Source organism: Bosea vestrisii (assembly GCF_030144325.1).
In the GTDB taxonomy this organism is placed as follows: Bacteria; Pseudomonadota; Alphaproteobacteria; order Rhizobiales; family Beijerinckiaceae; genus Allobosea; species Allobosea vestrisii_A.
The window spans coordinates 3,281,577-3,301,248 of the sequence record NZ_CP126307.1 but is presented as its reverse complement, the minus strand read 5'-3'; the positions used below and the strand labels follow the sequence as shown (position 1 = coordinate 3,301,248).

Here is a 19,672-nt window from a genome sequence, read left to right as displayed (position 1 = left end):
GCGGAAGGGGGCGAGCTAACTCAGCTCGCAACCTTCAGCGCCTTGCGCGCCGTCGCTGCAGTCTCGCTGCGACGCTCACTGGCCGCCTTCATGTCGAGGGTGAGCATGAAATCGGAGATGCGCGGCGCGATCTCCGAGCGGAAACGCGAACCGTTGAAGACGCCGTAATGGCCGACGCCCTTCTGCATGTACTCGACTCGCATGTCGTCGGGGATGTTGACGCACAGATCATGCGCCGCCTTGGTCTGGCCGACGCCGGAGATGTCGTCGTTCTCGCCCTCGACCGTCATCAGCGCGACGCCGCGGATCGCCTTGAGGTCGACCGGGTTGCCGCGATGCATCATCTCGCCCTTCGGCAAGGCATGCTTCACGAACACCGTATCGACGGTCTGCAGGTAGAACTCGGCGGTCAGGTCCATCACCGCCATGTACTCGTCATAGAAATCGCGGTGCTTCTCGGCCGAATCACCGTCACCTTCGATGAGATGCTTGTACATGTCGTAATGGGCGGTCAGGTGCTTGTCGAAGTTCATCGCCATGAAGCCCGAAAGCTGCATGAAGCCCGGGTAGACCTCACGGAAAGCGCCTAGATGCGGGAACGGCACGCGGGTGATGCAGTTACGGCGGAACCAGTCGGTGCCGCGCTCCATGGCGAGCTGGTTGACCGCGGTTGGCGAGCGGCGGGTGTCGATCGGACCGCCCATCAGCGTCATCGAGCGCGGCGAAGACGGATCGCCCTCGGCCTCCATGCGCGCGATCGCGGCGAGCACCGGCACGGAAGGCTGGCAGACGGCCATGACATGGGTGTCGGGGCCGAGCTTCTGCAGCATGGCAATGACGTAATCGATATAATCGTCGAGATCGAAGCTGCCGGCCGCGAGCGGCACGAGGCGGGCATCAATCCAGTCGGTGATGTAGACCTCATGATCAGGCAGCAAGGTCTCGACCGTGCCACGCAACAGCGTCGCGTAGTGGCCAGACATCGGCGCGACCAGCAGCACCTTGGGCTGCGGCTTGCGGCGGCCTTCGATCTTGCGGTCGAAATAGATCAGGTTGCAGAAGGGGCGCTGCCAGACGACCAGCTCCTCGACCGCCACCTTGATGCCGTTCATCGTGGTGGTGTCGAGTCCGAAGGCCGGCTTGCCATAGCGGCGCGTGCTGCGCTCGAACAGTTCGCAGGAGGCGGCGATCGAGCGGCCAAACGGGGTATAGGTCAGCGGGTTCGCCGGGTTCTTGAAGGCGAGTTGCATGGCGTCGGACAAAGCCCGCGCCGGGCTGACCATCATGTGAACCGCTTCATAGGCGTGGTAGGCGAACGACATGGTGGCCCTTTCGCTCTTTCGCAGCGCCGCATTCACGGTGCACCGCAACAGAGAACGCAGCCTAAGTATAATTTGTTCTCATTCAATCGTTCAAAGGGCTAAGATTTCCTTGTGATGCCGATTAGCCACAGCTTCTTACTCCCCATTCGCCAGGCGCTTTGCGAAGATTGCGCGCCGTGACGATCGCCGACCTCATCCCATCCGCTCCCGGAGGCATGCCGCGGCATCTGCGGCTCGATACGCTGGTGCGCTTGCGCTGGCTGGCGATCGCCGGCCAGAGCGTCGCCGTCGCCGGCGTCCATTTCGGCCTCGGCTTCTCCCTGCCCTTCGGCTGGTGCTTCCTGGTCATCGCCGTCTCGGCCTGGCTCAACATCGCGCTGCGCATCCGCTTTCCGCTCAGCCACAGGCTACGCGAGGGCGCAGCGACGGCGCTGCTCGGCTTCGACATTCTCCAGCTCGCAGCGCTGCTCTATCTCACGGGCGGCCTGCAAAATCCGTTCGCGATCCTGTTCCTGGCGCCGGTGATGATCTCGGCGACGGCGCTGCCGCCACGGCACACGCTGGCGCTCGGCCTCCTCGCCGCCGGATTGGCGACACTGCTCACTATTCTGCACTGGCCCCTGCCCTGGGCCGGGACGGGGCGGCCGGTCCTGCCGCCGCAATACCAGGTCGGCAATTGGATCGCGCTGCTGCTCGGGCTTGGTTTCACCGGCATCTATGCCTGGCGCGTCGCCAAGGAGGCGCGCGACCTCTCGGAAGCGCTGGCGGCAACCGAGCTGGTGCTGGCGCGCGAGCAGCACCTTTCGCAGCTCGATGGGCTTGCGGCCGCGGCCGCACACGAGCTCGGCACCCCGCTCGCCACCATCGCGCTGGTCGCCCGCGAGCTCTCGCGGCTTGCCCCGCCCGAGGGCGAGATGGCGGAGGACATTACCTTGCTGCGCGAGCAGGTCGAGCGCTGCCGCGGCATTCTGGGCAAGCTCGCCTCTCTGCAGGACGACGATGCCGGCCCGCTCGACCAGCTCTCGCTCAGCCTGCTGATCGAGGAAGCGGCCGGGCCGCAGCGGCCCTTCGGCGTGCCCTTCGAGATCGCGCTCGTCGGCGAGAAGCCGCAGCCGGTCTGCCGGCGCAATCCCGGCATGATCTACGGGCTCGGCAACATCGTCGACAATGCCGTCGATTTCGCCAGCTCGAAGGTGACGATCACGGCGCAGTGGACGGAAGGGGCCGTCCTGCTGACGATCGCCGATGACGGGCCCGGCTTCACGCCCGAGGTGCTGATGCGGGCGGGTGACCCTTATCTCTCGCGCTCGCACGCCAAGGAATCGCGCGCCGGCGGCGGCCTCGGGCTCGGCCTGTTCATCGCCAAGACGCTGCTGGAGCGCAGCGGCGCAACGCTCGAATTCTCCAATCTGCCGCTGCCGGCAACGGGCGCCAGCGTCCGGATCACCTGGCTGCGCGCGGTCTTCGAGCGCGACGATCGCCCGGCCGGACCTTCAAACCCGGAGCTTTTAGCCCCATATGCGACAGAATGAGGCGTTGCGGCGTTTCAACGCGTCGCGCAATCGGTACAGTGGATAGTGAGCCGGGCAGGTTCGCCCGGAGGAGATGATGGCGATGGACACGGCGCCGACGACAGGCGAGCTCACCGACAATGCCGGCAGGGACATGTCCCTGCTGCTCGTCGACGACGACAAGCCGTTCCTGAATCGCCTCGCCCGCGCCATGGAAGGACGGGGCTATTCGGTGCGGATAGCCGAATCAGTCGAGGCCGGGCTCGCGGCCGTCGAAGAGGAAGCGCCGGCCTTTGCGGTGATCGACCTGCGCCTCGGCGACGGCAATGGGCTCGACGTGATCGCGCGCCTCAAGGAGAAACGCCCGGACGCGCGCGGCGTCGTCCTGACCGGCTACGGCAATATCGCCACCGCGGTCAGCGCGGTTAAACTCGGCGCCTTCGACTTCCTGGCCAAGCCCGCCGATGCCGACGAAATCCATTCGGCGCTGGCCGCGGGCCCCAATGCGCGCCCGGTGCCGCCGGAAAACCCGATGTCGGCCGATCGCGTCCGCTGGGAGCATATCCAGCGCGTCTACGAATTGTGCAGCCGCAACGTTTCCGAAACGGCGCGCCGGCTCGGCATGCACCGCCGTACCCTCCAGCGCATCCTGGCCAAGCGCGCTCCGCGATGAGCGGAATTCCGCTGCCGGAGCGGATCACCGAAGAGCTGATCGCCGAACTGGTCGAGACCTTTTACGGCCGCGTCCGGCAGGACCCACTGATCGGGCCGATCTTCCTCGCCAAGCTCGGCGACGACTGGGGCGCGCATCTCGCCAAGCTGCGTGACTTCTGGTCATCGGTGACGCTGATGAGCGGGCGCTATCGCGGCAAGCCCCAACAAGTCCATATGCCGCTCCCGCTCGAGATGCAGCATTTCGAGCGCTGGCTTTCGCTGTTCGAGACGACGGTCGCCGAGCTCTGTACCGGCCCGGCCGCGTTCCTGTTTGTCGACCGTGCCCATCGCATCGCCGACAGCCTGCAGATCAGCCTGAACATCGGCCCGAAAGCGCTCAATTTGCCGCAACGGGCGGTCGGCTAGGTTCCAGGGTCTTCCAGCAGCGCCAGCCGCCCCGCCGCGAGCCTGGCAAAGGCGATGGTCAGCATCTTGCGGCGTGCCGGCGCCAGCTGATGGCGCGGCGGCTCGCGCAGCATCTCACCGCCCCAGGCGTCGGCGACGATCAGGCCGACATCCTCGGGCAGGATTTCCAGCGGAAATTCGGGCGCGACCGCGAACAGGAAGCCGTCGCAATAATCGCGGTAGTCCGGCCATTTACCGTCGACCCGGTAATCCTCGATCCCGGACTTGACCTCGACGACGAGCAATTCGCCCGAGGGCGAGAGCGCGACGATGTCACCGCGCCTGCCATTGGCGAAGGTCATTTCCTTGACGATGGCGTAGCCACGCTCGCGCAAATGGCGCGAGGCACCGCGGCAGACGGCACGGGTGATCTCCGGCCGGGCGGGCGGAGGATTGAGGACGGAATCGGCGACGACCATGCCCGTCATGTTCTCTTTTTGTGCTCGCCGACGCAAGAGCCGCTTGCAGCAAGGCTTGGGTTGGTTATGGTCCGCGCGCCTTGGAACGCTTCGCTCCCCTCCTGCTGATCGTCCTCGCCGCTGGCCTCGCCTTCGTGCTGTGCCTGGTCTTGCGGCCCTTGATGATGCGCTATGCATTGGCGCGGCCGAATGCACGCTCCAGCCACCGCACACCGACGCCGCAAGGGGGCGGCATCGCCGTGCTGGCCGGCGCTTTCCTGGCATTGAATCTGGCGCTGGTCCTCATTCCCATGGAGGCAAACGCGAAGCAGGGTCTCGTCCTCGCGATGGCTGCGGCAGCGTTGCTGGCGCTCGTCGGCGCCTGGGATGACATCAGGCCGCTTTCGCCGGGCTTGCGCCTGCCGCTGCAGGTCTTCTGCGTCGGCATCGTCGTCTTCTACGCCGCGCCTGAGATACGCCTGCTGCCGGACGCGCTGCCGCTCTGGGCCGAACGCGGTCTGGCCCTGATCGCCGGCGTCTGGTTCGTCAATCTCGTCAACTTCATCGACGGGATCGACTGGATCACGCTCGCCGGGCTGGTGCCGCTGACCGGTGCGGTCGCGCTCGCCGGCGGCTACGGCGTCGTCGATCCCGCCACCAGCCTTCTGGCTGCGGCGCTGCTCGGCGGGCTGCTCGGCTTCGCGCCGTTCAACAAGCCGGTGGCGCGGATCTTCCTCGGCGATGTCGGCTCACTGCCGCTCGGATTGCTCGGCGCCTATCTGCTGTACCGCCTCGCCGGCACCGGGGCACTGACAGCGGCACTGATCCTGCCGCTCTATCACGTCATGGATTCGACCATCACGCTCTTCCGCCGGCTCGCGCGCAGCGAGAAAATCTGGCAGGCGCATCGCTCGCATTTCTACCAGCAGGCGACCGATAACGGCTTTAAGGTCATCGAAATCGTCGCGCAGGTGGCATTGCTCAACCTCTGCCTGATCGGACTCGCGGCAGTGACCATCGCCTTGCCAGGATTTTGGGTGCAGCTCACCTGTCTCACGGCCGCACTGGCGCTGACCGGCGCCCTTCTGCGCCGTTTTTCGCGCAAGCGGGCGCGGCGGTGAGCGGCGAACGCGTCCTGCTCACCGGCGCGAGCGGCTTCGTCGGCCGGCATCTGCTTCACGACCTCGTCGCCCGCGGCTACCGCCTGCGGATAGCAGGCAGAAGGACGGTCTCCGCCATTTCCGGTGTCGAACAGGTCGCGATCGGCGATCTCGGCACGTCGGTCGACTGGCGGCCGCTGCTCGACGGGGTCGATCTCGTCGTCCATAGCGCCGGGCTCGCCCATGCCGACGGCACGATCCCCGAAGAGCGCTATCGGGCGGTCAACACCGATGCAACGCTGGCGCTGGCACGGGCTGCGGAGGTGGCAGGCGTCCAGCGCTTCGTCTTCCTGTCCTCGATCCGAGCGCAGAGCGGGCCGATCAGCGACCACCCGCTAAGCGAGGCTGATCCGCCCGCACCCACCGACGCCTATGGCCGGTCAAAGCTCGCTGCCGAACAGGCCCTGATCGAGTTCGATCTCGACTGGGTCGCGCTGCGGCCGGTGCTGGTCTACGGGCCGGGCGTGAAGGCCAACATGGCCGCGTTGCTGAAGCTGGCACGGCTGCCCGTACCGCTGCCGCTCGGCGCATTGTCGGCAAAGCGCTCGCTGCTGGCGATCGAGAATCTCGCCGAGGCGGTGGCTTTCGCGCTGAGCGAAGCCTGCCCGGCAAGGCGCAGCTACATCGTTGCTGACCCGGAGCCCCTGTCTGTCACCGAGATGCTCGCCGCGATGCGAGCCGGCCTCGGGCGTGGGCCGGGGTTGATCCCGGTTCCATCCCCCCTGCTCGCACTGGCGGCGCGGCTCGCCGGGCGCCCCGCGGCCTATGAACGTCTGGCGAACGGGCTCGTGGCTTCGCCCGGCGCTTTGCTCAGCGCTGGCTGGCGACCACCTGCTGAGACGAAGGCCGCTCTGGCGCGGCTGGCAGCGAGCCCGACTGGCGCCGGCTGAAATCCGGAATCGCCGCTTCGAGCACTGCCTCGGCGCCGAGCCTGTCCTGCGCCGCGAGCGCCCGCTCCAATTCGTCGAGCCAGCCCTGCAGTCGGGCGCGCCCGGCAAAGATCGGCTTGGCCGCCATGACGCCGTCGAGCCCGGTCTCGGCCATCGGCTCGTCCTTGGCGAAGAGGATCTCGTTCAGGCGCTCGCCCGGCCGGACGCCGGTGACGGCGATCTCGATATCGACACCGGGCTCATAGCCGGCGAGGCGGATCATGCGCTCGGCGAGGTCGATGATCTTGAGCGGCTGGCCCATCTTCAGGACATAGACCGCGGCACGCTCGTCCTGCGCCTCGTGCTCGGGTGCGTGCGAGGCGGCGGTCAGGACCAGATCGCAGGCCTCGCGAATGGTCATGAAGTAGCGGATCATGTCCGGGCTGGTCACGGTGACCGGCCCGCCGCGCTCGATCTGCGCCTTGAACTTCGGCACCACCGAGCCGACCGATCCGAGCACATTGCCGAAACGGACGGCGACCAGGCGCGTGCCGCGATTGCCGGCGGCGAATTCCGCGTCGCGTGCCTGGGCATACATCTCGGCGAAGCGTTTGGTCGCACCCAGCATCGAGACCGGCTCGATCGCCTTGTCCGTCGAGATCATCACGAAGATGCCGGCGCCGGCGGCGATCGACGCCTCGATGGCGGCGACCGAGCCAAAGATATTGGTCTTGATGCCTTCGCCCCAATCGGCCTCGAGATAGGGCACATGCTTCAGCGCCGCGGCATGGATCACGATGTCTGGCGCGAATGCCTTGAACAACGGTCCTATGCGGGCTTCGTCGCGGACATCGGCGAGTGCGCCGGTGACCCGCATCGGCAGGTCCTGCACCGCCAGCGCCTCGGTGACGTGAAACAGCGCCGGCTCGGAATTCTCGACGACCAGCAGCTCCGTCGCACCGAAGGCGGCGCAACGCAGGCAGATCTCCGAGCCGATCGAACCGCCGCCACCCGTGACGATGACGCGCTTGCCCTTGAGGAGGCCTTCGAGCCGCTTGCGGTCGATCTTGACCGAAGGGCGCACCAGCAGGTCCTCAATCGCGAGCGGCGCCAGCTCGCTGCCGCGCAGGCCCTCGCCAAGTGAATCGAGGCGCGAGATCGGGATGGCGAGCTTGCGCGTCTTGGCGAGCCACTTGTCCGGCTCGGCCTCCGGTGCCAGGGCGCTCGGCGTCGCGACGATGCGGCGGAACGGCTCGCCCCGCTCGCTGGCGTCAGCCGCGATCGTCTCCATCTGCGAGAGCAGGCCGAGCACCGGCACGCCCCGAATGGATTGCCCGAGATCGTCACTGCGCGGCGAGAGAATACCGGCCGGACGCATCTTGCCCATGGTTCCCGATTCCATGGCGCGGATCACCATCTCGATATCGACACCACGGCCAAGGAGCAGAGCTGGCAGCGTCGCTTCGCGCGCCGCCTGGTGCTTGGTGCGGGAGTATCTGAAGTAGCGATAGGCCAGGCGCGGGCCGCCGAGCAGGGCGATCTGGACCAGCCAATAGAGGACGATCGTGATCTTGCCGAAGAAGAAATAGCCGTAGAGGTTCGGCGCGACGAGCACGTAGTCGACGACCAGCAAGGTCAGGGTCAGAACCGTGACCGCCCGGACGATGTTCGACAGGTCCGGCAGCGAGGCGAAGCGCCATTTCGAGCGATAGAGCTGGAAAAACCAGTAAATCGCGCCGGCATAGGCGACGAAAAAGGGCAGGATTGTCGGCAATTGCCGCATCCGCTCGTCGAACAGCCAGCCATCGAAGCGCACGGCGAAGACGAAGACGATCGCGAGCGCGGTCATCGCCAGGTCATGAACGATGACGGCGAGCTTCTTGGCGCTCTGTTTGGAGAGGGTCAGCATGTGCGGCGGGGTATCTCGCTCCCTCGCCGCCTTGTCAACGCAGCTGGAAGCGCTCGCTCAGAGCGCAGGGCGGCGCGCACCTAGTCCTGCGAGGATGAAGTCGATCATCTCTTCGATGCTCGGACCCGGCAATTCGGCGCACTGACCGAGCAGAAGCGGATGACAGAAGCGCAACATCGCCATGCGCACGCAGTGGGTCGCCGTGACCGGATCGCGAGCGGTGAACTCGCCCTTGGCGATGCCGTCGGCGACGACGGCGCGCAGGATCGCGTCATAGCGCTCGATATGGCCACGGATGACGTCCCAGCTCTCCTCCATGGCGCAGGCGACCATCTCGTGCAGGCGGTGATTGTCAAGATAACGAGCCGCGTTGATGCGGCAGGTCGCAGCGAGAATGTCGCGCAAACGCTCGGCGGCGGGACGCTTTTCGGCCGCGATCGCGGCGACGGTCGCCTCGAGCTCGGTCATCGAGCGCTCGGCGACAGCCTCGTTGATCGCCTTCTTGGAGTCGAAGAAACGATAGACGTTCGCCGGGCTCATGCGCAGCGACTTCGCGATGTCGGCGACAGTGGTCTTCTGGTAGCCGATCTGGCGGAAGAACCGCTCGGCGACGTCGATGATCTCGTGCCGTGTATCGCGCTCTATTGTGCTCATGCCAGGGGCAACTTCCCGGTCTGGTGACTTGTTCCCATAGGCCGTCTGCGGACGCCATTGTTGAGTATGACGAATTTCGTCAGTCGTCAACAAATTGAACCGCAAAGCTTTATTTGTGTGCTCCTGACAATTTTTCGCCGAGCGTTCGTCAAAATTGCGATCGCGACCGCGCCAGTTCGAGCAGCGCAGCAGTATCGAGATGATGCTCGAGATGCTCTGCCAGCCGGTCGAGCGCCACCTCCACCGCAGGCTCATAGGCCTCTCCGGCGGCGACCCGTTTTCCCGTCAGGCTTTCGAGCCAGGCACGGCGCAGCGTGTCCGAGGTCAGGACGCCATGGAGATAGGTCCCGACCACCCGCCCGTCGGCGCTGCGGGCGCCCTCCGGCCGGCCTTCGACCCTGAATGGCGCCCGTGCCCGGTCCGGTCCGTCGCTGGAGCCGAGATGGATTTCGTAGGCGCGGCCAATGGCACCGCTGTCGGGATGTTCGACCGCGACCTCCCGCACGGTCTTGTCCGGCGTCAGCTCGGTCTCGATGTCGAGCAGGCCCAGGCCAGGGGCCAGGCCGGCCGGCCCTTCCAGGCCAAGCGGATCGCGCACGACCGCGCCCAGCATCTGATAGCCGCCGCAGAGGCCGAGCACGTGACCGCCGCGCCGACGATGAGCGATGATGTCGATGTCCCAGCCCTCCTCCCGCAACCGGGCGAGATCGCGCAGTGTCGTCTTCGAGCCCGGGAGGATCACCAGGGCGGCATCGCCCGGCAGCGGCGTGCCAGGCCCGACAAAGACGAGCTCGACGCCGGGCTCGAGCTTCAGCGGATCGAGATCGTCGAAATTGGCGATGCCGGGCAGGACCGGAACGACGATCTTCAGCGCGCCGTCACGGACCGGCACGCCCTGCATCAGATCGAGCCCGTCCTCCGCCGGCAGGCGTACGGCATCGGCGAACCAGGGGACGACGCCGAAGCTCGGCCAGCCGGTCGCCTTGGTGATCGTGTCGAGCGCTGGCGTGAACAAGCCAACATCGCCGCGAAAGCGATTGATCGCAAAGCCGCGGATCATGGCGCGATCATCTGCATCAAGCACGGCATGCGTGCCGATCAGGCTCGCTATGACGCCGCCGCGGTCGATGTCGCCGATCAGCATGGCGGGAACGCCTGCCGCACGCGCAAAACCGAGATTGGCGATGTCGCGAGCGCGCAAATTGGTTTCCGCCGGCGAGCCCGCCCCCTCGACCAAGATCAGGTCGGCGCCGTCGCTCAAACGTGCGAAACTCTCCAGCACCTTGGGCAGGAAATCGCCGCGCCGACTGAAATCACCCGAGGCGAGATGGCCGGCGACGCGGCCCTGCAGGATGATCTGGCTGCCGCGCTCGCTTTCAGGCTTGAGCAGCACCGGATTCATGTCGACGTGAGGCGCGATTCGGGCAGCGCGGGCCTGGAGGGCCTGAGCCCGGCCGATCTCGCCTTGGGCGGTCGCGGCGGCATTGTTCGACATGTTCTGCGGCTTGAAGGGGCGCACCTTCAAGCCGCGATCGGCGAAGAGCCTACACAGGCCGGCGACGAGCAGCGATTTGCCGACATTGGAGCCGGTGCCGAGCAGCATCAGCGCGGGAGTTGGGCGGGAGGAACGCATGGTCCTGCCTAGCGCGCTTCCGCCTCCTGAAAAAGCTCACCGGTCCACGTCAGCGTCCCACTGCTCCAAAGGGGCGAAGAAGCAGCAGAAGCTGGCGTGAACCGGCTGAGGGCTAGAGAATACTGACTGCTGACGAATGTCAATATTCATCACTCCGCAGATTCTATCGCTTTTCGGAGACGATGCGCGCGGCTGTTGCGCGTGCTATGGCGGCTTCCCATCGTTCCTGAGCCAGCCGAAGTGCCGCGATGAACCCGATCTTCTCCGCCCTTCCGACGACGATCTTCGAAACAATGTCGCGGCTCGCGCGCGAGCACCAGGCCGTCAATCTCGGCCAGGGCTTTCCCGACGATCCCGGCCCGGAGGATGTGCGTCGCAAGGCGGCCGAGGCCGTGCTCGACGGCTGGAACCAGTATCCGCCGATGATGGGCCTGCCCGAGCTGCGCCAAGCGACCGCCACGCACTTTCGCCATTGGCAGGGCCTCGCGCTCGATCCGGAAACCGAGGTGATGGTGACCTCCGGCGCGACCGAGGCGATCGCCGGCGCGCTGATGGCACTCGTCTCGCCCGGCGATGAGGTCGTGCTGTTCGAGCCGATGTACGACGCCTATCTCCCACTGGTGCGCCGGGCTGGAGGCATTCCCAGGTTCGTCACATTGACGCCGCCCGAGTTCGGACTCAGCGAGGAGGCACTGGCGCAGGCGTTCTCGCCGAAGACCAGGGTGGTGCTGTTCAACAACCCGCTCAACCCGACGGCAACCAATTTCAGCGAAGCCGATCTCGATCTGCTGGCATCGTTCTGCGTCCGGCACGATGCGGTCGCGATCTGCGACGATGTCTGGGAACATGTCGTCTTCGACGGTCACCGCCACGCGCCACTGATGAGCCGGCCGGGCATGCGCGAGCGTACGGTCAAGATCTCGTCGGCCGGCAAGATCTTCTCGCTGACCGGCTGGAAGGTCGGGATGGTGATGGCGGCGCCGGAGCTGATGCGCGTACTGGCCAAGGCGCACCAGTACATCACCTTCACGACACCGCCGAACCTGCAGGCGGCCGTCGCTTATGGCCTCGGCAAGGACGATGCCTATTTCGAGGGGATGCGCGCCGATTTCCAGCGTTCGCGAGACCGGTTCGCCGGCGGCCTGCGTGACCTCGGCTTCAGCGTGTTGCCCAGCGCCGGTACCTATTTCCTCAATGTCGACATCGGTCCGCTCGGCGAGAGCGACGACGTCGCCTTCTGTCAGCGGCTGGTGAGCGAACACGGCGTTGCGGCGATTCCCGTCAGTGCCTTCTATGCCGAGGGCCCAGTGCGCAATGTCGTGCGCTTCTGCTTCGCCAAGCACGACGCGACGCTGGACAAGGCGCTGGAACGGCTCGCCGCGCTGCGCGTCACGGCCTGATCAGGCCTTCCGCAGGGCCTCGACCAACGCGGCGGCGCGCGGAAGCTTCGGCTCGCGCCGCTTGGCTTCGGCCGCGAGGCCGTGACCGCGCATCGTCTCGATCGCCATGACGAGCTCAGCCGTCGCCTTCTCGGCCTCGGAGCGGTCGCGGAGGCGATCAGCCAGCTCGAGACGCGCCTCGGCCCGGTTGGCCGCGCTCTCGGCCCAGAGCGAGGGCACGATCTCGCGGCGCCGAACCTCCAGTGCCGCATCGAAGGCGGCGATCGCCTCCTCCAGCACGACCGGCTCGCGATAATAGGCAGCGAGGCCGACCAGCGCCGCGCCGATCCGATCCTGCACTTCGGCCCAGTCGAGCGGAACGCTCTCGCGGGGACGGTCCTCGAGCACCAGCTTGAAGCAGTTCACGGCCGCTTCGAATGCGGCGACCCCGCTGGCACGCAAGCCGAGCGCGACATGGGCCTTGCCAAGCTCCCATTGCAGTCTCGCCCATTCGCGCGGCATGTCCGAACGCGTCAGGCCGGACAGCCCGGCGCGAAAGGCGGCGACGCTCTCATCGAGCAGCGTTGCATCGTCCTCGGCCTCGCCAAGACGCAGCAAAGCCTCGCCGAGCCTGGTCTGCAACGCAGCCCAGAGACGCGGCGCCTTGGCGCGGGTCAAATCGTCCAGGGTGGTGCGATAGATCTCGACCACCTGCCGCAACAACCCGCCGCCGCCGTCGAAATGCGAGAGCCCCGTGAGCGAGCGCGCCAGCCTGAGCTGCGTCTCGGCCCAGGGCACGGTCTCGTCGAAATTGTCGAGCTTGGCGAGCATGCCGCGCAATTGCTCGATCGCGGCGACGAAAGCGGACCTGTCGGAAAAGTCGGCGCCCTTGCGCGCCAGCGCATCAGCCTGCATCCAGGCATAGCCGCGCCCGCTCTCGGCGTCGGCCGAGGCCGCGATCAGCGCAGCCTCCGCGAAGCGTTCCGCCGCCTCGCCATAAGCCTTCGGGTTGAGCTGCAATATCGCGGCGGCGGCGCGATCGCCGCGACCAGCCGCGGCCGCTAGGAGTCGCTCCTTCGACATCTTGTCGAGCGCGACCGTGCCGTCGAGGTTTCGCTGCTCCGCCTGTGCCAGGATGCGATCCATCTCCGCAAGACGCCCTTCGGCCAGCAGACGCGCCGCCCCCGCGCGCAGGTGGTCGAGTTCTGGATCGACGCCGGACGGCTTCAGCAGGCGGGCATGCAAGGCCTTGTAGTCGCCGGCCTTGCGGAGGAGATCATGCTCGATGCGACTGAAATCAGTCTTGCCAGGCGCTGCCATCGAGGCGAGGACGCCCAGCAGCAGCGCGGGGGGGACGCCCTCGCGCTGCGAGACACGGGCCAGGATGGTGGCGAGTTCCGGATTCACGTTTCGAGACCGCCACCCCCTGCGCAATCGTAGTCAGACCGCGGCGATGACCGCGATCTCGACGGTGTATTGCGGACCGGCGAGCTTGGCCTCGACGGTGGCGCGGCCAGGCGTGTTGCCCGCCGAAACCCAGGAATCCCAGACGGCGTTCATCTCGGCGAAGGTCGAGATGTCGGAGAGCCAGATGTTGACCATCAGCAGCTTCGACTTGTCGGTGCCGGCCTCGGCGAGGAGCCCGTCGATGATCGAGAGGATGTCCTTGGTCTGCTCGCCGACGCTCTTGCCGGCCGCCGCACCGGCGACCTGACCGGCGAGATAGACCGTGTTGCCATGCACGACGGCCTTCGACATGCGGGGGCCGGGGGCGATGCGCTTGATGCTCATGATCTGGTCTCCATCAGAATGGGCCTCGCTGGTAGCCCGAGACCGCAATACGCGCAAATGCTTATGCAGCGACCGCCCAGCCCGCCCAGAGCAGGGCATAACGTGCCGCCTTGCCGATGAACACGAGCAGAATGAAGCGCAGAAGTGGATAGTTCAGCGATCCCGCGACCAAGGTCAGCGGATCGCCACCGATCGGCAGCCAGGCGAAGAGCAAGGACGGCCAACCGAAGCGGGCGAACCAGCCCTGCGCCTTGGCGAAGCGCACCGGGTCGGGCCGCAGCCGTGCCGGCAGGCGCTCGACGCCACCCGTCGCGATCAGCCGGCCGAGCCACCAGTTGACGACCGAGCCGGCCGTATTGGCGAGCGAAGCGACGATGAAAAGGAGCGTCGGATCGACGGTCTTCGCCGCCAGCAGCCCGACGAAGACGACCTCCGACTGCGCCGGCAGCAACGTCGCAGCGACGAAGGCGGCGCCGGCCATCAGGCCGAGGGCGGAAAGATCGAGCTGCTCCAGCACCGTCAGAGGTTCCTATCGCGTCGAATACGCGGGCTGGAGCATCAGTTCAGCATCGCGGCAAGGGCATTGACGGTATTGGCGTTGCGCAGTGTGCCGACGCCGAGTTTCTTGGTCGTCAGATGCGAGAGCAGCTTCGTCTCGCTCGGTTTGGCGCTGAAATCGATCCATAGATCACCGTCGGCAAGGGCGAGCGCAAGGCCGGGCGCGGCGAGCCCGCCGAGCATCGACAGGGCGTCCTGGCCGAGCGGCTTTCGCATGACGCGGATACCGACATCGGCACCGTTCCCGTGCGGGAAGGGATTTTGGGCGGTGAGTCGCCGCCAATCCTGCGCCGTGCGCAGGATGATGTCGACATGCTTGCCGAAACGGGCACGGAAAGCCGCTTCCAAGCGGCTCTCGATCGCTGGGAGGGGCGCATCGTCGCCCTCGAAGATCAGATTGCCGGTGGCGACCCAGGTGCGCGGATCGCCGAAGCCGAGTTCCGCCGCCATGGCCTTCAGATCCGTCATCACCAGGCGCTTGCCGGGGCCGAGCACGATCGAGTGCAGCAGGGCGACATAGGTCGTCATAGTGGTTTCAGAACTGGCGGTTTCACGCCCGCGCTACAACCGCCTAAGAGCGACCCGCTGGATACGGTGGCTGGCGCCCTTGGTCAGGATCAGGCCAGCGCGCTGGCGGGTCGGGACGATGTTCTCCCGCAAGTTTGGCAGATTGATGCCGGTCCAGAGGTTCTCGGCGATCGAGAGCGCCTCCTCCTCGCCGATCTCGGCATATTTGCGGAAGAAGGAGCGCGGATCGCGGAAGGCGGTCTGGCGCAAGGTCATGAAGCGGTTGACGTACCAGCGGTGCAGGTCGTTCTCGTCGGCGTCGAGATAGACCGAGAAGTCGAAAAAGTCCGAGACGAACGGGATGATCGTGCCGTCGCGCGGCATCCGGCTCGGCTGCAGCACGTTCAGACCTTCGAGGATCAGGATGTCCGGCCGCTCCACCGTGACCTGCTCGCCCGGCACGACGTCATAGACCAGATGCGAATAGACCGGCGCGCTGACGGCGCGCTTGCCGGCCTTAACCTCGGAGAGGAAGCGCAGGATCGCCGCGCTGTCATAGCTCTCGGGGAAGCCCTTGCGCTGCATCAGGCCGCGGCGCTCGAGCTCGGCATTGGGCAACAGGAAGCCGTCGGTGGTGACCAGCTCGACCTTGGGCGTGTTCGGCCAGCGCGAAAGCAACGCCTTCAGCACGCGCGCCGTGGTCGACTTGCCGACTGCGACCGAGCCGGCGACGCCGATGACATAGGGAACCTTGACCTCAGCCTCGGCCATCAGGAAGCGCTGAGTCGCCTTGAACAACCCTTGCGTCGCGGCGACGTAGAGCGAGAGCAGGCGCGAGAGCGGCAGATAGATCGCGACGATCTCGTCGAGCGAAATCGGATCGTTGATCGACTGCAGCTTGGTGAGGTCGTCGACCGAGAGCGTCAATGGCGCATCGGCGCGCAGATGCGCCCACTCGTCGCGCGTGAAGCTGCGATAGGGCGAGACGAGGTCGGGGCCAGGCGGCGCCGCGATCGGACGCTGGTCCATGATGCCCCCCGTATTCCAGGCTTCGAGGTTCAACGCGACACTCGCCTCGACTTCAACGGGGCCGCGCCGCTTTCTCGGCCAGGCCGGAACGCGCGGTACGGGCCTCAAGCTGGCTCAATACGTCCCGCAATGCAACATCGCGGGCCTTGAGCACGACCAAAAGATGATAAAGCAGATCGGCGCTCTCGGCGATAAGCTCGTCACGATCACCTTTCACGGCCGCGATCACCGTCTCGACGGCTTCTTCGCCAAGCTTCTTGGCGGCGCGCTCGGGACCGGCGGCGAGGAGCTTCGCCGTCCAGGATTCCTCAGGCGGGGCAGACGCGCGCTCGGCGACGATGCGTTCGAGATCGGTCAGCGAGAAAACTGTCATCGCGTCAATCCAGCCGCATCGCCAGCCCAGCGGCGGCCATATGCGCCTTGGCCTGCGGGATGGTGAAGGTGCCGAAATGGAAGATCGAGGCGGCGAGCACGGCCGAGGCGCGGCCCTCGCGCACGCCCTCGACGAGATGGTCGAGCGTGCCGACGCCGCCCGAGGCGACGACCGGGATCGAGACCGCATCGGCGACGCGGCGGGTCAGGTCGAGGTCGAAGCCGGTTTTGGCGCCGTCGCGATCCATCGAAGTGAGCAGGATCTCGCCTGCACCCAATGAGGCGACCTCGCGGGCATAGGCGACAGCGTCGAGTCCGGTCGGGTTGCGGCCGCCATGGGTGAAGACTTCCCAGCGATCGGGCGAAACCTGCTTGGCGTCGATCGCGACGACAATGCATTGCGCGCCGTATTTCTGCGCGGCTTCACGTACGAACTCGCGGCGCTTCACCGCCTCGGTCATGATCGAGACCTTGTCTGCGCCGGCCAGCAGCAATTGCCTGATATCCTCGACCGAGCGCACGCCGCCACCGACCGTGAGCGGCATGAAGCAGGCTTCGGCCGTGCGCGTGACGACATCGAACAGGATGCCGCGGTCCTCGCTGCTGGCAGTGATGTCGAGAAAGCAGAGCTCGTCGGCCCCGGCCGCATCATAGGCCTTGGCCGCCTCGACGGGATCGCCGGCATCGACGAGATCGAGGAACTGCACGCCCTTGACGACACGGCCGTCCTTGACGTCGAGGCAGGGGATGATGCGGGTCTTCAGGGTCATCGGCAGGCCTGCCCGGGGCGGAACGACAAAGGATCGGGCGCATATAGCGCTGCGGCCATGCTGCACGCAAACGCGGCGCGCGCCGGCTGGATTGATCGCCGGCACGATCCCTGCTTTCTTGCGCGCCATAAGCAAAACCGAGGGGGATTCCCATGACGATCACATCGTCCTTCAAGGCCCTGAAGCTCGCGGCGCTGAGCGCCGCCGCCGGGCTCGGCCTGACAGCCGCCGCGCTGGCGCAGGCCCCGCAGAGTCAGCTCGAGACAATCCAGAGCCGCGGCGCCCTGCAGATCTGCACCACCGGCGACTACAAGCCGTTCACGCTGGCCAAGGACGGCGGCTATGAGGGCATCGACATCGAGCTCGCGAAGTCGCTGGCGAAGGCCATCGGCGTCGAGGCCAAGTTCGTGCAGACGAAATGGGCCGATCTGATGAACGACTTCACCGGCGGCAAGTGCGACATCGCCATGGGCGGCATCTCGGTGACGCTCGACCGGCAGAAGCGCGCCTTCTTCTCCGCGCCCTATCTGATCAACGGCAAGGCGCCGATCGCGCGCTGCGCCGATGTCTCCAAGTTCCAGACCGTCGCAGATATCGACAAGCCGGAGACGCGCGTCATCGTCAATCCGGGCGGCACCAACGAACGCTTCGTGCGCGCCAACTTCAAGCAGGCCAAGATCGAGATCTTCCCGGACAATGTCACGATCTGGGATCAGATCCTCGCCGGCAAGGCCGACATCATGGTCGCCGAGTCGATCGAGACGAAGGTCCAGGAGAAAATCCGGCCGGGCCTTTGCGCCATCAACCCCGACGCTCCCCTGCAATATGGCGAGATGGGCTATCTGCTGCCGCGCGGCGACATCGTCTTCAAGGCGTTCGTCGACCAGTGGCTGCATCTTGCCAAGGCAACCGGCGAGTTCGCCACGATCTACAATCAGTTCGTGCGCTGATCGGGCCGACCAAGGACCGCGCCGCGCCTGGATCGCGGCGTGGTGCAACCTGGAGCATGTTCCAGCACAGCGGACATGCATCGCCCGGTAGCAAGCAATGCGTGCCAGACACGACCGCCTCGCCCGCGCGGCGGTTGAACCCGCCTTTGCGCACTGATCTCCTTGCCGCAACGACAAGAGGGGAAACACGGGCTCATGCTATCGACGATCAGGCGCGGCGGACTCGCCGCTTTCTCAGGTCTGCTCTGCATTGGCGCGGCTCAGGCACAGGCGCCCGTGAGCCAGCTCGATGCGATCCAGAGCGCCGGCACGCTCCGCATCTGCACCACCGGCGACTACAAGCCGTTCACCAATGCCGCCGGCGACAGCTTCGAGGGCATCGACATCGAGATGGCGAAGTCGCTCGCCAAGGCGATCGGCGTCGAGCCCAAATTCGTGCGGACGAAATGGGCCGAGCTGATGGCCGATTTCACCGGCGCCAAATGCGACATCGCCATGGGCGGCATCGGCGTGACGCTGGAGCGGCAGAAGCGCGTCTTCTACTCGGATCCGGCGCTGCGGACCGGCAAGATCCCGCTGGCGCGCTGCGCCGACAAGGACAAGTTCCGAACCGTCGCCGACATCGACAAGCCGGGCGTCACCGCGATCGCCAATCCCGGCGGCACCAATGAGCGCTTCGCCAAGAGCAACTTCAAGCAGGCCAAGGTCACGCTGCACAGCGACAACGTCACCATCTTCGACGAGATCCTGGCCGGGCGCGCCGACGTGTTCGTGACCGAGGCGATCGAGGCGACCGTGCAGCAGAAGCTCAAGCCCGGCCTCTGCGCCATCAATCCCGACAAACCGCTGACCTTCATCGAGATCGGCTATCTGCTGCCGCGCGCGGCGACGTGATCTTCAAGGCCTTCGTCGACCAGTGGCTGCACATCGCCAAGGCGACCGGCGAGTATCAGCGCTATTACGAGCAGTATTTGCGCTGAACGGCCATCGCAGGCCAGCCATTCGAGGATTCCACGATGTGCGATTCTTGTCTCCCGGCCACCGGCAAGACCGGGCTCTCGCGCCGCAAGCTGCTGGCGGCCGGAGCCGGGCTGGCGCTGGCCAGCGCCTTTCAACGTCCATCCGGGCGCAATCGGCCGCGGTCGGTTCCGATGAAGCTCTGAAGCGGCTGGTGGACGGCAATGCCCGCTATGTCGCGGGCACTCTGAACGAGCGCGATTTCTCGGCCGGCCGGGCGGCGCGCGCCGCCTCGCAAGCGCCCTTCGCCTCGATCCTGAGCTGCGCCGATTCGCGCATCGCACCGGAACTGGCCTTCGACCAGGGGCCCGGCCAACTCTTCGTCACCCGCGTTGCCGGCAACTTCGTCAACGAGGACGTGCTAGCGAGCCTCGAATACGGCGCGCAGGTACTGGGTTCGCAGCTCATCCTGGTGCTTGGCCACAGCAATTGCGGCGCCGTCTCCGCGACAATCAACGTCGTCAAGGAGAAGACGCAGCTGCCGGGGCACCTGCCCGCGCTGATCAACGCAATCAGGCCGGCCGTGCTCGCCGCGCAGAAGGAGGGCGCGGCCGATCTGCTGAAGGCGGCGACCATCGCCAATGTCCGGCTCAACGTCGCCAAGCTGAAGAAGGCCACGCCGATCCTGTCGCAGCGTCTCGCGCAGAAGCAGCTTGCCGTGGTCGGAGGCGTCTACGATCTGGCTACCGGCAAGGTCGAGCTGGTCTAGCGGGGCTCTCGAAGC

Annotated in this window: 22 protein-coding genes; 10 read left to right on the top strand and 12 right to left on the bottom strand. The window is 66.3% G+C overall.

Annotated elements, in window-relative coordinates; all coding sequences use genetic code 11:
- Positions 1 to 20: 20 nt before the first annotated feature.
- Positions 21 to 1,322 carry a polyhydroxyalkanoate depolymerase gene (locus QO058_RS16395; protein WP_284167368.1) on the bottom strand — a complete coding sequence of 434 codons (1,302 nt, stop codon included), beginning with the start codon at positions 1,320 to 1,322 and terminating at the stop codon, positions 21 to 23.
- 215 nt (positions 1,323 to 1,537) lie between these two features.
- On the opposite strand from QO058_RS16395, the gene QO058_RS16390 reads away from it, so the two are divergent.
- The 3 genes from QO058_RS16390 to QO058_RS16380 all read left to right on the top strand — a co-directional run bounded on the left by QO058_RS16390 (position 1,538) and on the right by QO058_RS16380 (position 3,913).
- On the top strand, positions 1,538 to 2,854 hold the full coding sequence (locus tag QO058_RS16390) for an ActS/PrrB/RegB family redox-sensitive histidine kinase (protein ID WP_284172925.1): 1,317 nt from the start codon (positions 1,538 to 1,540) through the stop codon (positions 2,852 to 2,854).
- A gap of 76 nt (positions 2,855 to 2,930) precedes the next feature.
- Entirely contained in the window at positions 2,931 to 3,506 is a 576-nt protein-coding gene (locus tag QO058_RS16385) for an ActR/PrrA/RegA family redox response regulator transcription factor (RefSeq protein WP_129160317.1), read from the top strand.
- Positions 3,503 to 3,913, top strand: a complete 411-nt coding sequence (locus QO058_RS16380; protein WP_284167367.1) for a group III truncated hemoglobin — start codon at positions 3,503 to 3,505, stop codon at positions 3,911 to 3,913. Before QO058_RS16385 ends, QO058_RS16380 begins: the two co-directional genes overlap by 4 nt.
- Here QO058_RS16380 and QO058_RS16375 read toward each other — a convergent pair.
- The gene (locus tag QO058_RS16375; protein ID WP_284167366.1) at positions 3,910 to 4,380 is read right to left on the bottom strand and encodes an MmcB family DNA repair protein; all 471 of its coding nucleotides are present in this window, start codon (positions 4,378 to 4,380) and stop codon (positions 3,910 to 3,912) included. The two genes, QO058_RS16380 and QO058_RS16375, sit on opposite strands and share 4 nt — an antisense overlap.
- Before the next feature lie 71 nt (positions 4,381 to 4,451).
- Between QO058_RS16375 and QO058_RS16370 the strand changes: the two genes are divergently transcribed.
- The gene (locus QO058_RS16370; protein ID WP_284167365.1) at positions 4,452 to 5,471 is read left to right on the top strand and encodes an MraY family glycosyltransferase; all 1,020 of its coding nucleotides are present in this window, start codon (positions 4,452 to 4,454) and stop codon (positions 5,469 to 5,471) included.
- Entirely contained in the window at positions 5,468 to 6,400 is a 933-nt protein-coding gene (locus tag QO058_RS16365) for an NAD-dependent epimerase/dehydratase family protein (protein ID WP_284167364.1), read from the top strand. The genes QO058_RS16370 and QO058_RS16365 overlap by 4 nt, the downstream gene beginning before the upstream one ends.
- Here QO058_RS16365 and QO058_RS16360 read toward each other — a convergent pair.
- The 3 genes from QO058_RS16360 to QO058_RS16350 all read right to left on the bottom strand — a co-directional run bounded on the left by QO058_RS16360 (position 6,321) and on the right by QO058_RS16350 (position 10,575).
- Positions 6,321 to 8,288: an SDR family NAD(P)-dependent oxidoreductase gene (locus tag QO058_RS16360; RefSeq protein WP_284167363.1), complete on the bottom strand. Its 1,968-nt coding sequence runs from the start codon at positions 8,286 to 8,288 to the stop codon at positions 6,321 to 6,323. The two genes, QO058_RS16365 and QO058_RS16360, sit on opposite strands and share 80 nt — an antisense overlap.
- A 57-nt stretch (positions 8,289 to 8,345) precedes the next feature.
- Positions 8,346 to 8,942: a TetR/AcrR family transcriptional regulator gene (locus tag QO058_RS16355; RefSeq protein ID WP_284167362.1), complete on the bottom strand. Its 597-nt coding sequence runs from the start codon at positions 8,940 to 8,942 to the stop codon at positions 8,346 to 8,348.
- Positions 8,943 to 9,090: 148 nt separating this feature from the next.
- Positions 9,091 to 10,575, bottom strand: a complete 1,485-nt coding sequence (locus QO058_RS16350) for a cobyric acid synthase (protein WP_284167361.1) — start codon at positions 10,573 to 10,575, stop codon at positions 9,091 to 9,093.
- Between the two features lie 248 nt (positions 10,576 to 10,823).
- Here QO058_RS16350 and QO058_RS16345 point away from each other — a divergent pair, with 248 nt between their 5' ends.
- Positions 10,824 to 11,975 carry an aminotransferase gene (locus tag QO058_RS16345; protein WP_284167360.1) on the top strand — a complete coding sequence of 384 codons (1,152 nt, stop codon included), beginning with the start codon at positions 10,824 to 10,826 and terminating at the stop codon, positions 11,973 to 11,975.
- Here the strand turns inward: QO058_RS16345 and QO058_RS16340 are convergent, their stop codons facing one another.
- The 7 genes from QO058_RS16340 to hisF form a co-directional block, all read right to left on the bottom strand.
- On the bottom strand, positions 11,976 to 13,361 hold the full coding sequence (locus QO058_RS16340; RefSeq protein WP_284167359.1) for a tetratricopeptide repeat protein: 1,386 nt from the start codon (positions 13,359 to 13,361) through the stop codon (positions 11,976 to 11,978).
- A gap of 33 nt (positions 13,362 to 13,394) precedes the next feature.
- Entirely contained in the window at positions 13,395 to 13,745 is a 351-nt protein-coding gene (locus QO058_RS16335; protein WP_284167358.1) for a RidA family protein, read from the bottom strand.
- A gap of 61 nt (positions 13,746 to 13,806) precedes the next feature.
- Positions 13,807 to 14,262: a YqaA family protein gene (locus QO058_RS16330; RefSeq protein WP_284167357.1), complete on the bottom strand. Its 456-nt coding sequence runs from the start codon at positions 14,260 to 14,262 to the stop codon at positions 13,807 to 13,809.
- Between the two features lie 41 nt (positions 14,263 to 14,303).
- The gene (locus tag QO058_RS16325) at positions 14,304 to 14,831 is read right to left on the bottom strand and encodes a DUF1697 domain-containing protein (RefSeq protein WP_284167356.1); all 528 of its coding nucleotides are present in this window, start codon (positions 14,829 to 14,831) and stop codon (positions 14,304 to 14,306) included.
- 33 nt (positions 14,832 to 14,864) lie between these two features.
- Positions 14,865 to 15,839, bottom strand: a complete 975-nt coding sequence (gene coaA, locus QO058_RS16320; protein ID WP_284167355.1) for a type I pantothenate kinase — start codon at positions 15,837 to 15,839, stop codon at positions 14,865 to 14,867.
- A 52-nt stretch (positions 15,840 to 15,891) separates the two neighbouring features.
- Positions 15,892 to 16,212 carry a phosphoribosyl-ATP diphosphatase gene (locus QO058_RS16315; RefSeq protein ID WP_284167354.1) on the bottom strand — a complete coding sequence of 107 codons (321 nt, stop codon included), beginning with the start codon at positions 16,210 to 16,212 and terminating at the stop codon, positions 15,892 to 15,894.
- A 4-nt stretch (positions 16,213 to 16,216) separates the two neighbouring features.
- Complete coding sequence (hisF, locus tag QO058_RS16310; RefSeq protein ID WP_284167353.1) at positions 16,217 to 16,981, bottom strand: imidazole glycerol phosphate synthase subunit HisF; 765 nt, start codon at positions 16,979 to 16,981, stop codon at positions 16,217 to 16,219.
- A 152-nt stretch (positions 16,982 to 17,133) separates the two neighbouring features.
- Between hisF and QO058_RS16305 the strand changes: the two genes are divergently transcribed.
- The 4 genes from QO058_RS16305 (at position 17,134) to QO058_RS16295 (ending at position 19,657) form a co-directional block, all read left to right on the top strand.
- Positions 17,134 to 17,931, top strand: coding sequence for a transporter substrate-binding domain-containing protein (locus QO058_RS16305; protein ID WP_284167352.1), 798 nt, complete (start codon positions 17,134 to 17,136; stop codon positions 17,929 to 17,931).
- A gap of 276 nt (positions 17,932 to 18,207) precedes the next feature.
- Complete coding sequence (locus QO058_RS16300) at positions 18,208 to 18,825, top strand: transporter substrate-binding domain-containing protein (RefSeq protein WP_284167351.1); 618 nt, start codon at positions 18,208 to 18,210, stop codon at positions 18,823 to 18,825.
- A 122-nt stretch (positions 18,826 to 18,947) separates the two neighbouring features.
- Positions 18,948 to 19,094, top strand: coding sequence for a hypothetical protein (locus QO058_RS31130; protein ID WP_347975361.1), 147 nt, complete (start codon positions 18,948 to 18,950; stop codon positions 19,092 to 19,094).
- An 8-nt stretch (positions 19,095 to 19,102) separates the two neighbouring features.
- Complete coding sequence (locus QO058_RS16295) at positions 19,103 to 19,657, top strand: carbonic anhydrase (protein WP_347975359.1); 555 nt, start codon at positions 19,103 to 19,105, stop codon at positions 19,655 to 19,657.
- Positions 19,658 to 19,672 lie beyond the last annotated feature (15 nt).

Coding starts and splice junctions, on each gene's coding strand:
- QO058_RS16395 (WP_284167368.1), bottom strand. CDS start 1,322: ATGTCGTTCGCCTACCACGCCTATGAAGCGGTTCACATGATGGTCAGC.
- QO058_RS16390 (WP_284172925.1), top strand. CDS start 1,538: ATGCCGCGGCATCTGCGGCTCGATACGCTGGTGCGCTTGCGCTGGCTG.
- QO058_RS16385 (WP_129160317.1), top strand. CDS start 2,931: ATGGCGATGGACACGGCGCCGACGACAGGCGAGCTCACCGACAATGCC.
- QO058_RS16380 (WP_284167367.1), top strand. CDS start 3,503: ATGAGCGGAATTCCGCTGCCGGAGCGGATCACCGAAGAGCTGATCGCC.
- QO058_RS16375 (WP_284167366.1), bottom strand. CDS start 4,380: ATGACGGGCATGGTCGTCGCCGATTCCGTCCTCAATCCTCCGCCCGCC.
- QO058_RS16360 (WP_284167363.1), bottom strand. CDS start 8,288: ATGCTGACCCTCTCCAAACAGAGCGCCAAGAAGCTCGCCGTCATCGTT.
- QO058_RS16355 (WP_284167362.1), bottom strand. CDS start 8,942: ATGAGCACAATAGAGCGCGATACACGGCACGAGATCATCGACGTCGCC.
- QO058_RS16350 (WP_284167361.1), bottom strand. CDS start 10,575: ATGCGTTCCTCCCGCCCAACTCCCGCGCTGATGCTGCTCGGCACCGGC.
- QO058_RS16345 (WP_284167360.1), top strand. CDS start 10,824: ATGAACCCGATCTTCTCCGCCCTTCCGACGACGATCTTCGAAACAATG.
- QO058_RS16335 (WP_284167358.1), bottom strand. CDS start 13,745: ATGAGCATCAAGCGCATCGCCCCCGGCCCCCGCATGTCGAAGGCCGTC.
- QO058_RS16325 (WP_284167356.1), bottom strand. CDS start 14,831: ATGACGACCTATGTCGCCCTGCTGCACTCGATCGTGCTCGGCCCCGGC.
- coaA (WP_284167355.1), bottom strand. CDS start 15,839: ATGGACCAGCGTCCGATCGCGGCGCCGCCTGGCCCCGACCTCGTCTCG.
- QO058_RS16315 (WP_284167354.1), bottom strand. CDS start 16,212: ATGACAGTTTTCTCGCTGACCGATCTCGAACGCATCGTCGCCGAGCGC.
- hisF (WP_284167353.1), bottom strand. CDS start 16,981: ATGACCCTGAAGACCCGCATCATCCCCTGCCTCGACGTCAAGGACGGC.
- QO058_RS16305 (WP_284167352.1), top strand. CDS start 17,134: ATGACGATCACATCGTCCTTCAAGGCCCTGAAGCTCGCGGCGCTGAGC.
- QO058_RS31130 (WP_347975361.1), top strand. CDS start 18,948: ATGTGCGATTCTTGTCTCCCGGCCACCGGCAAGACCGGGCTCTCGCGC.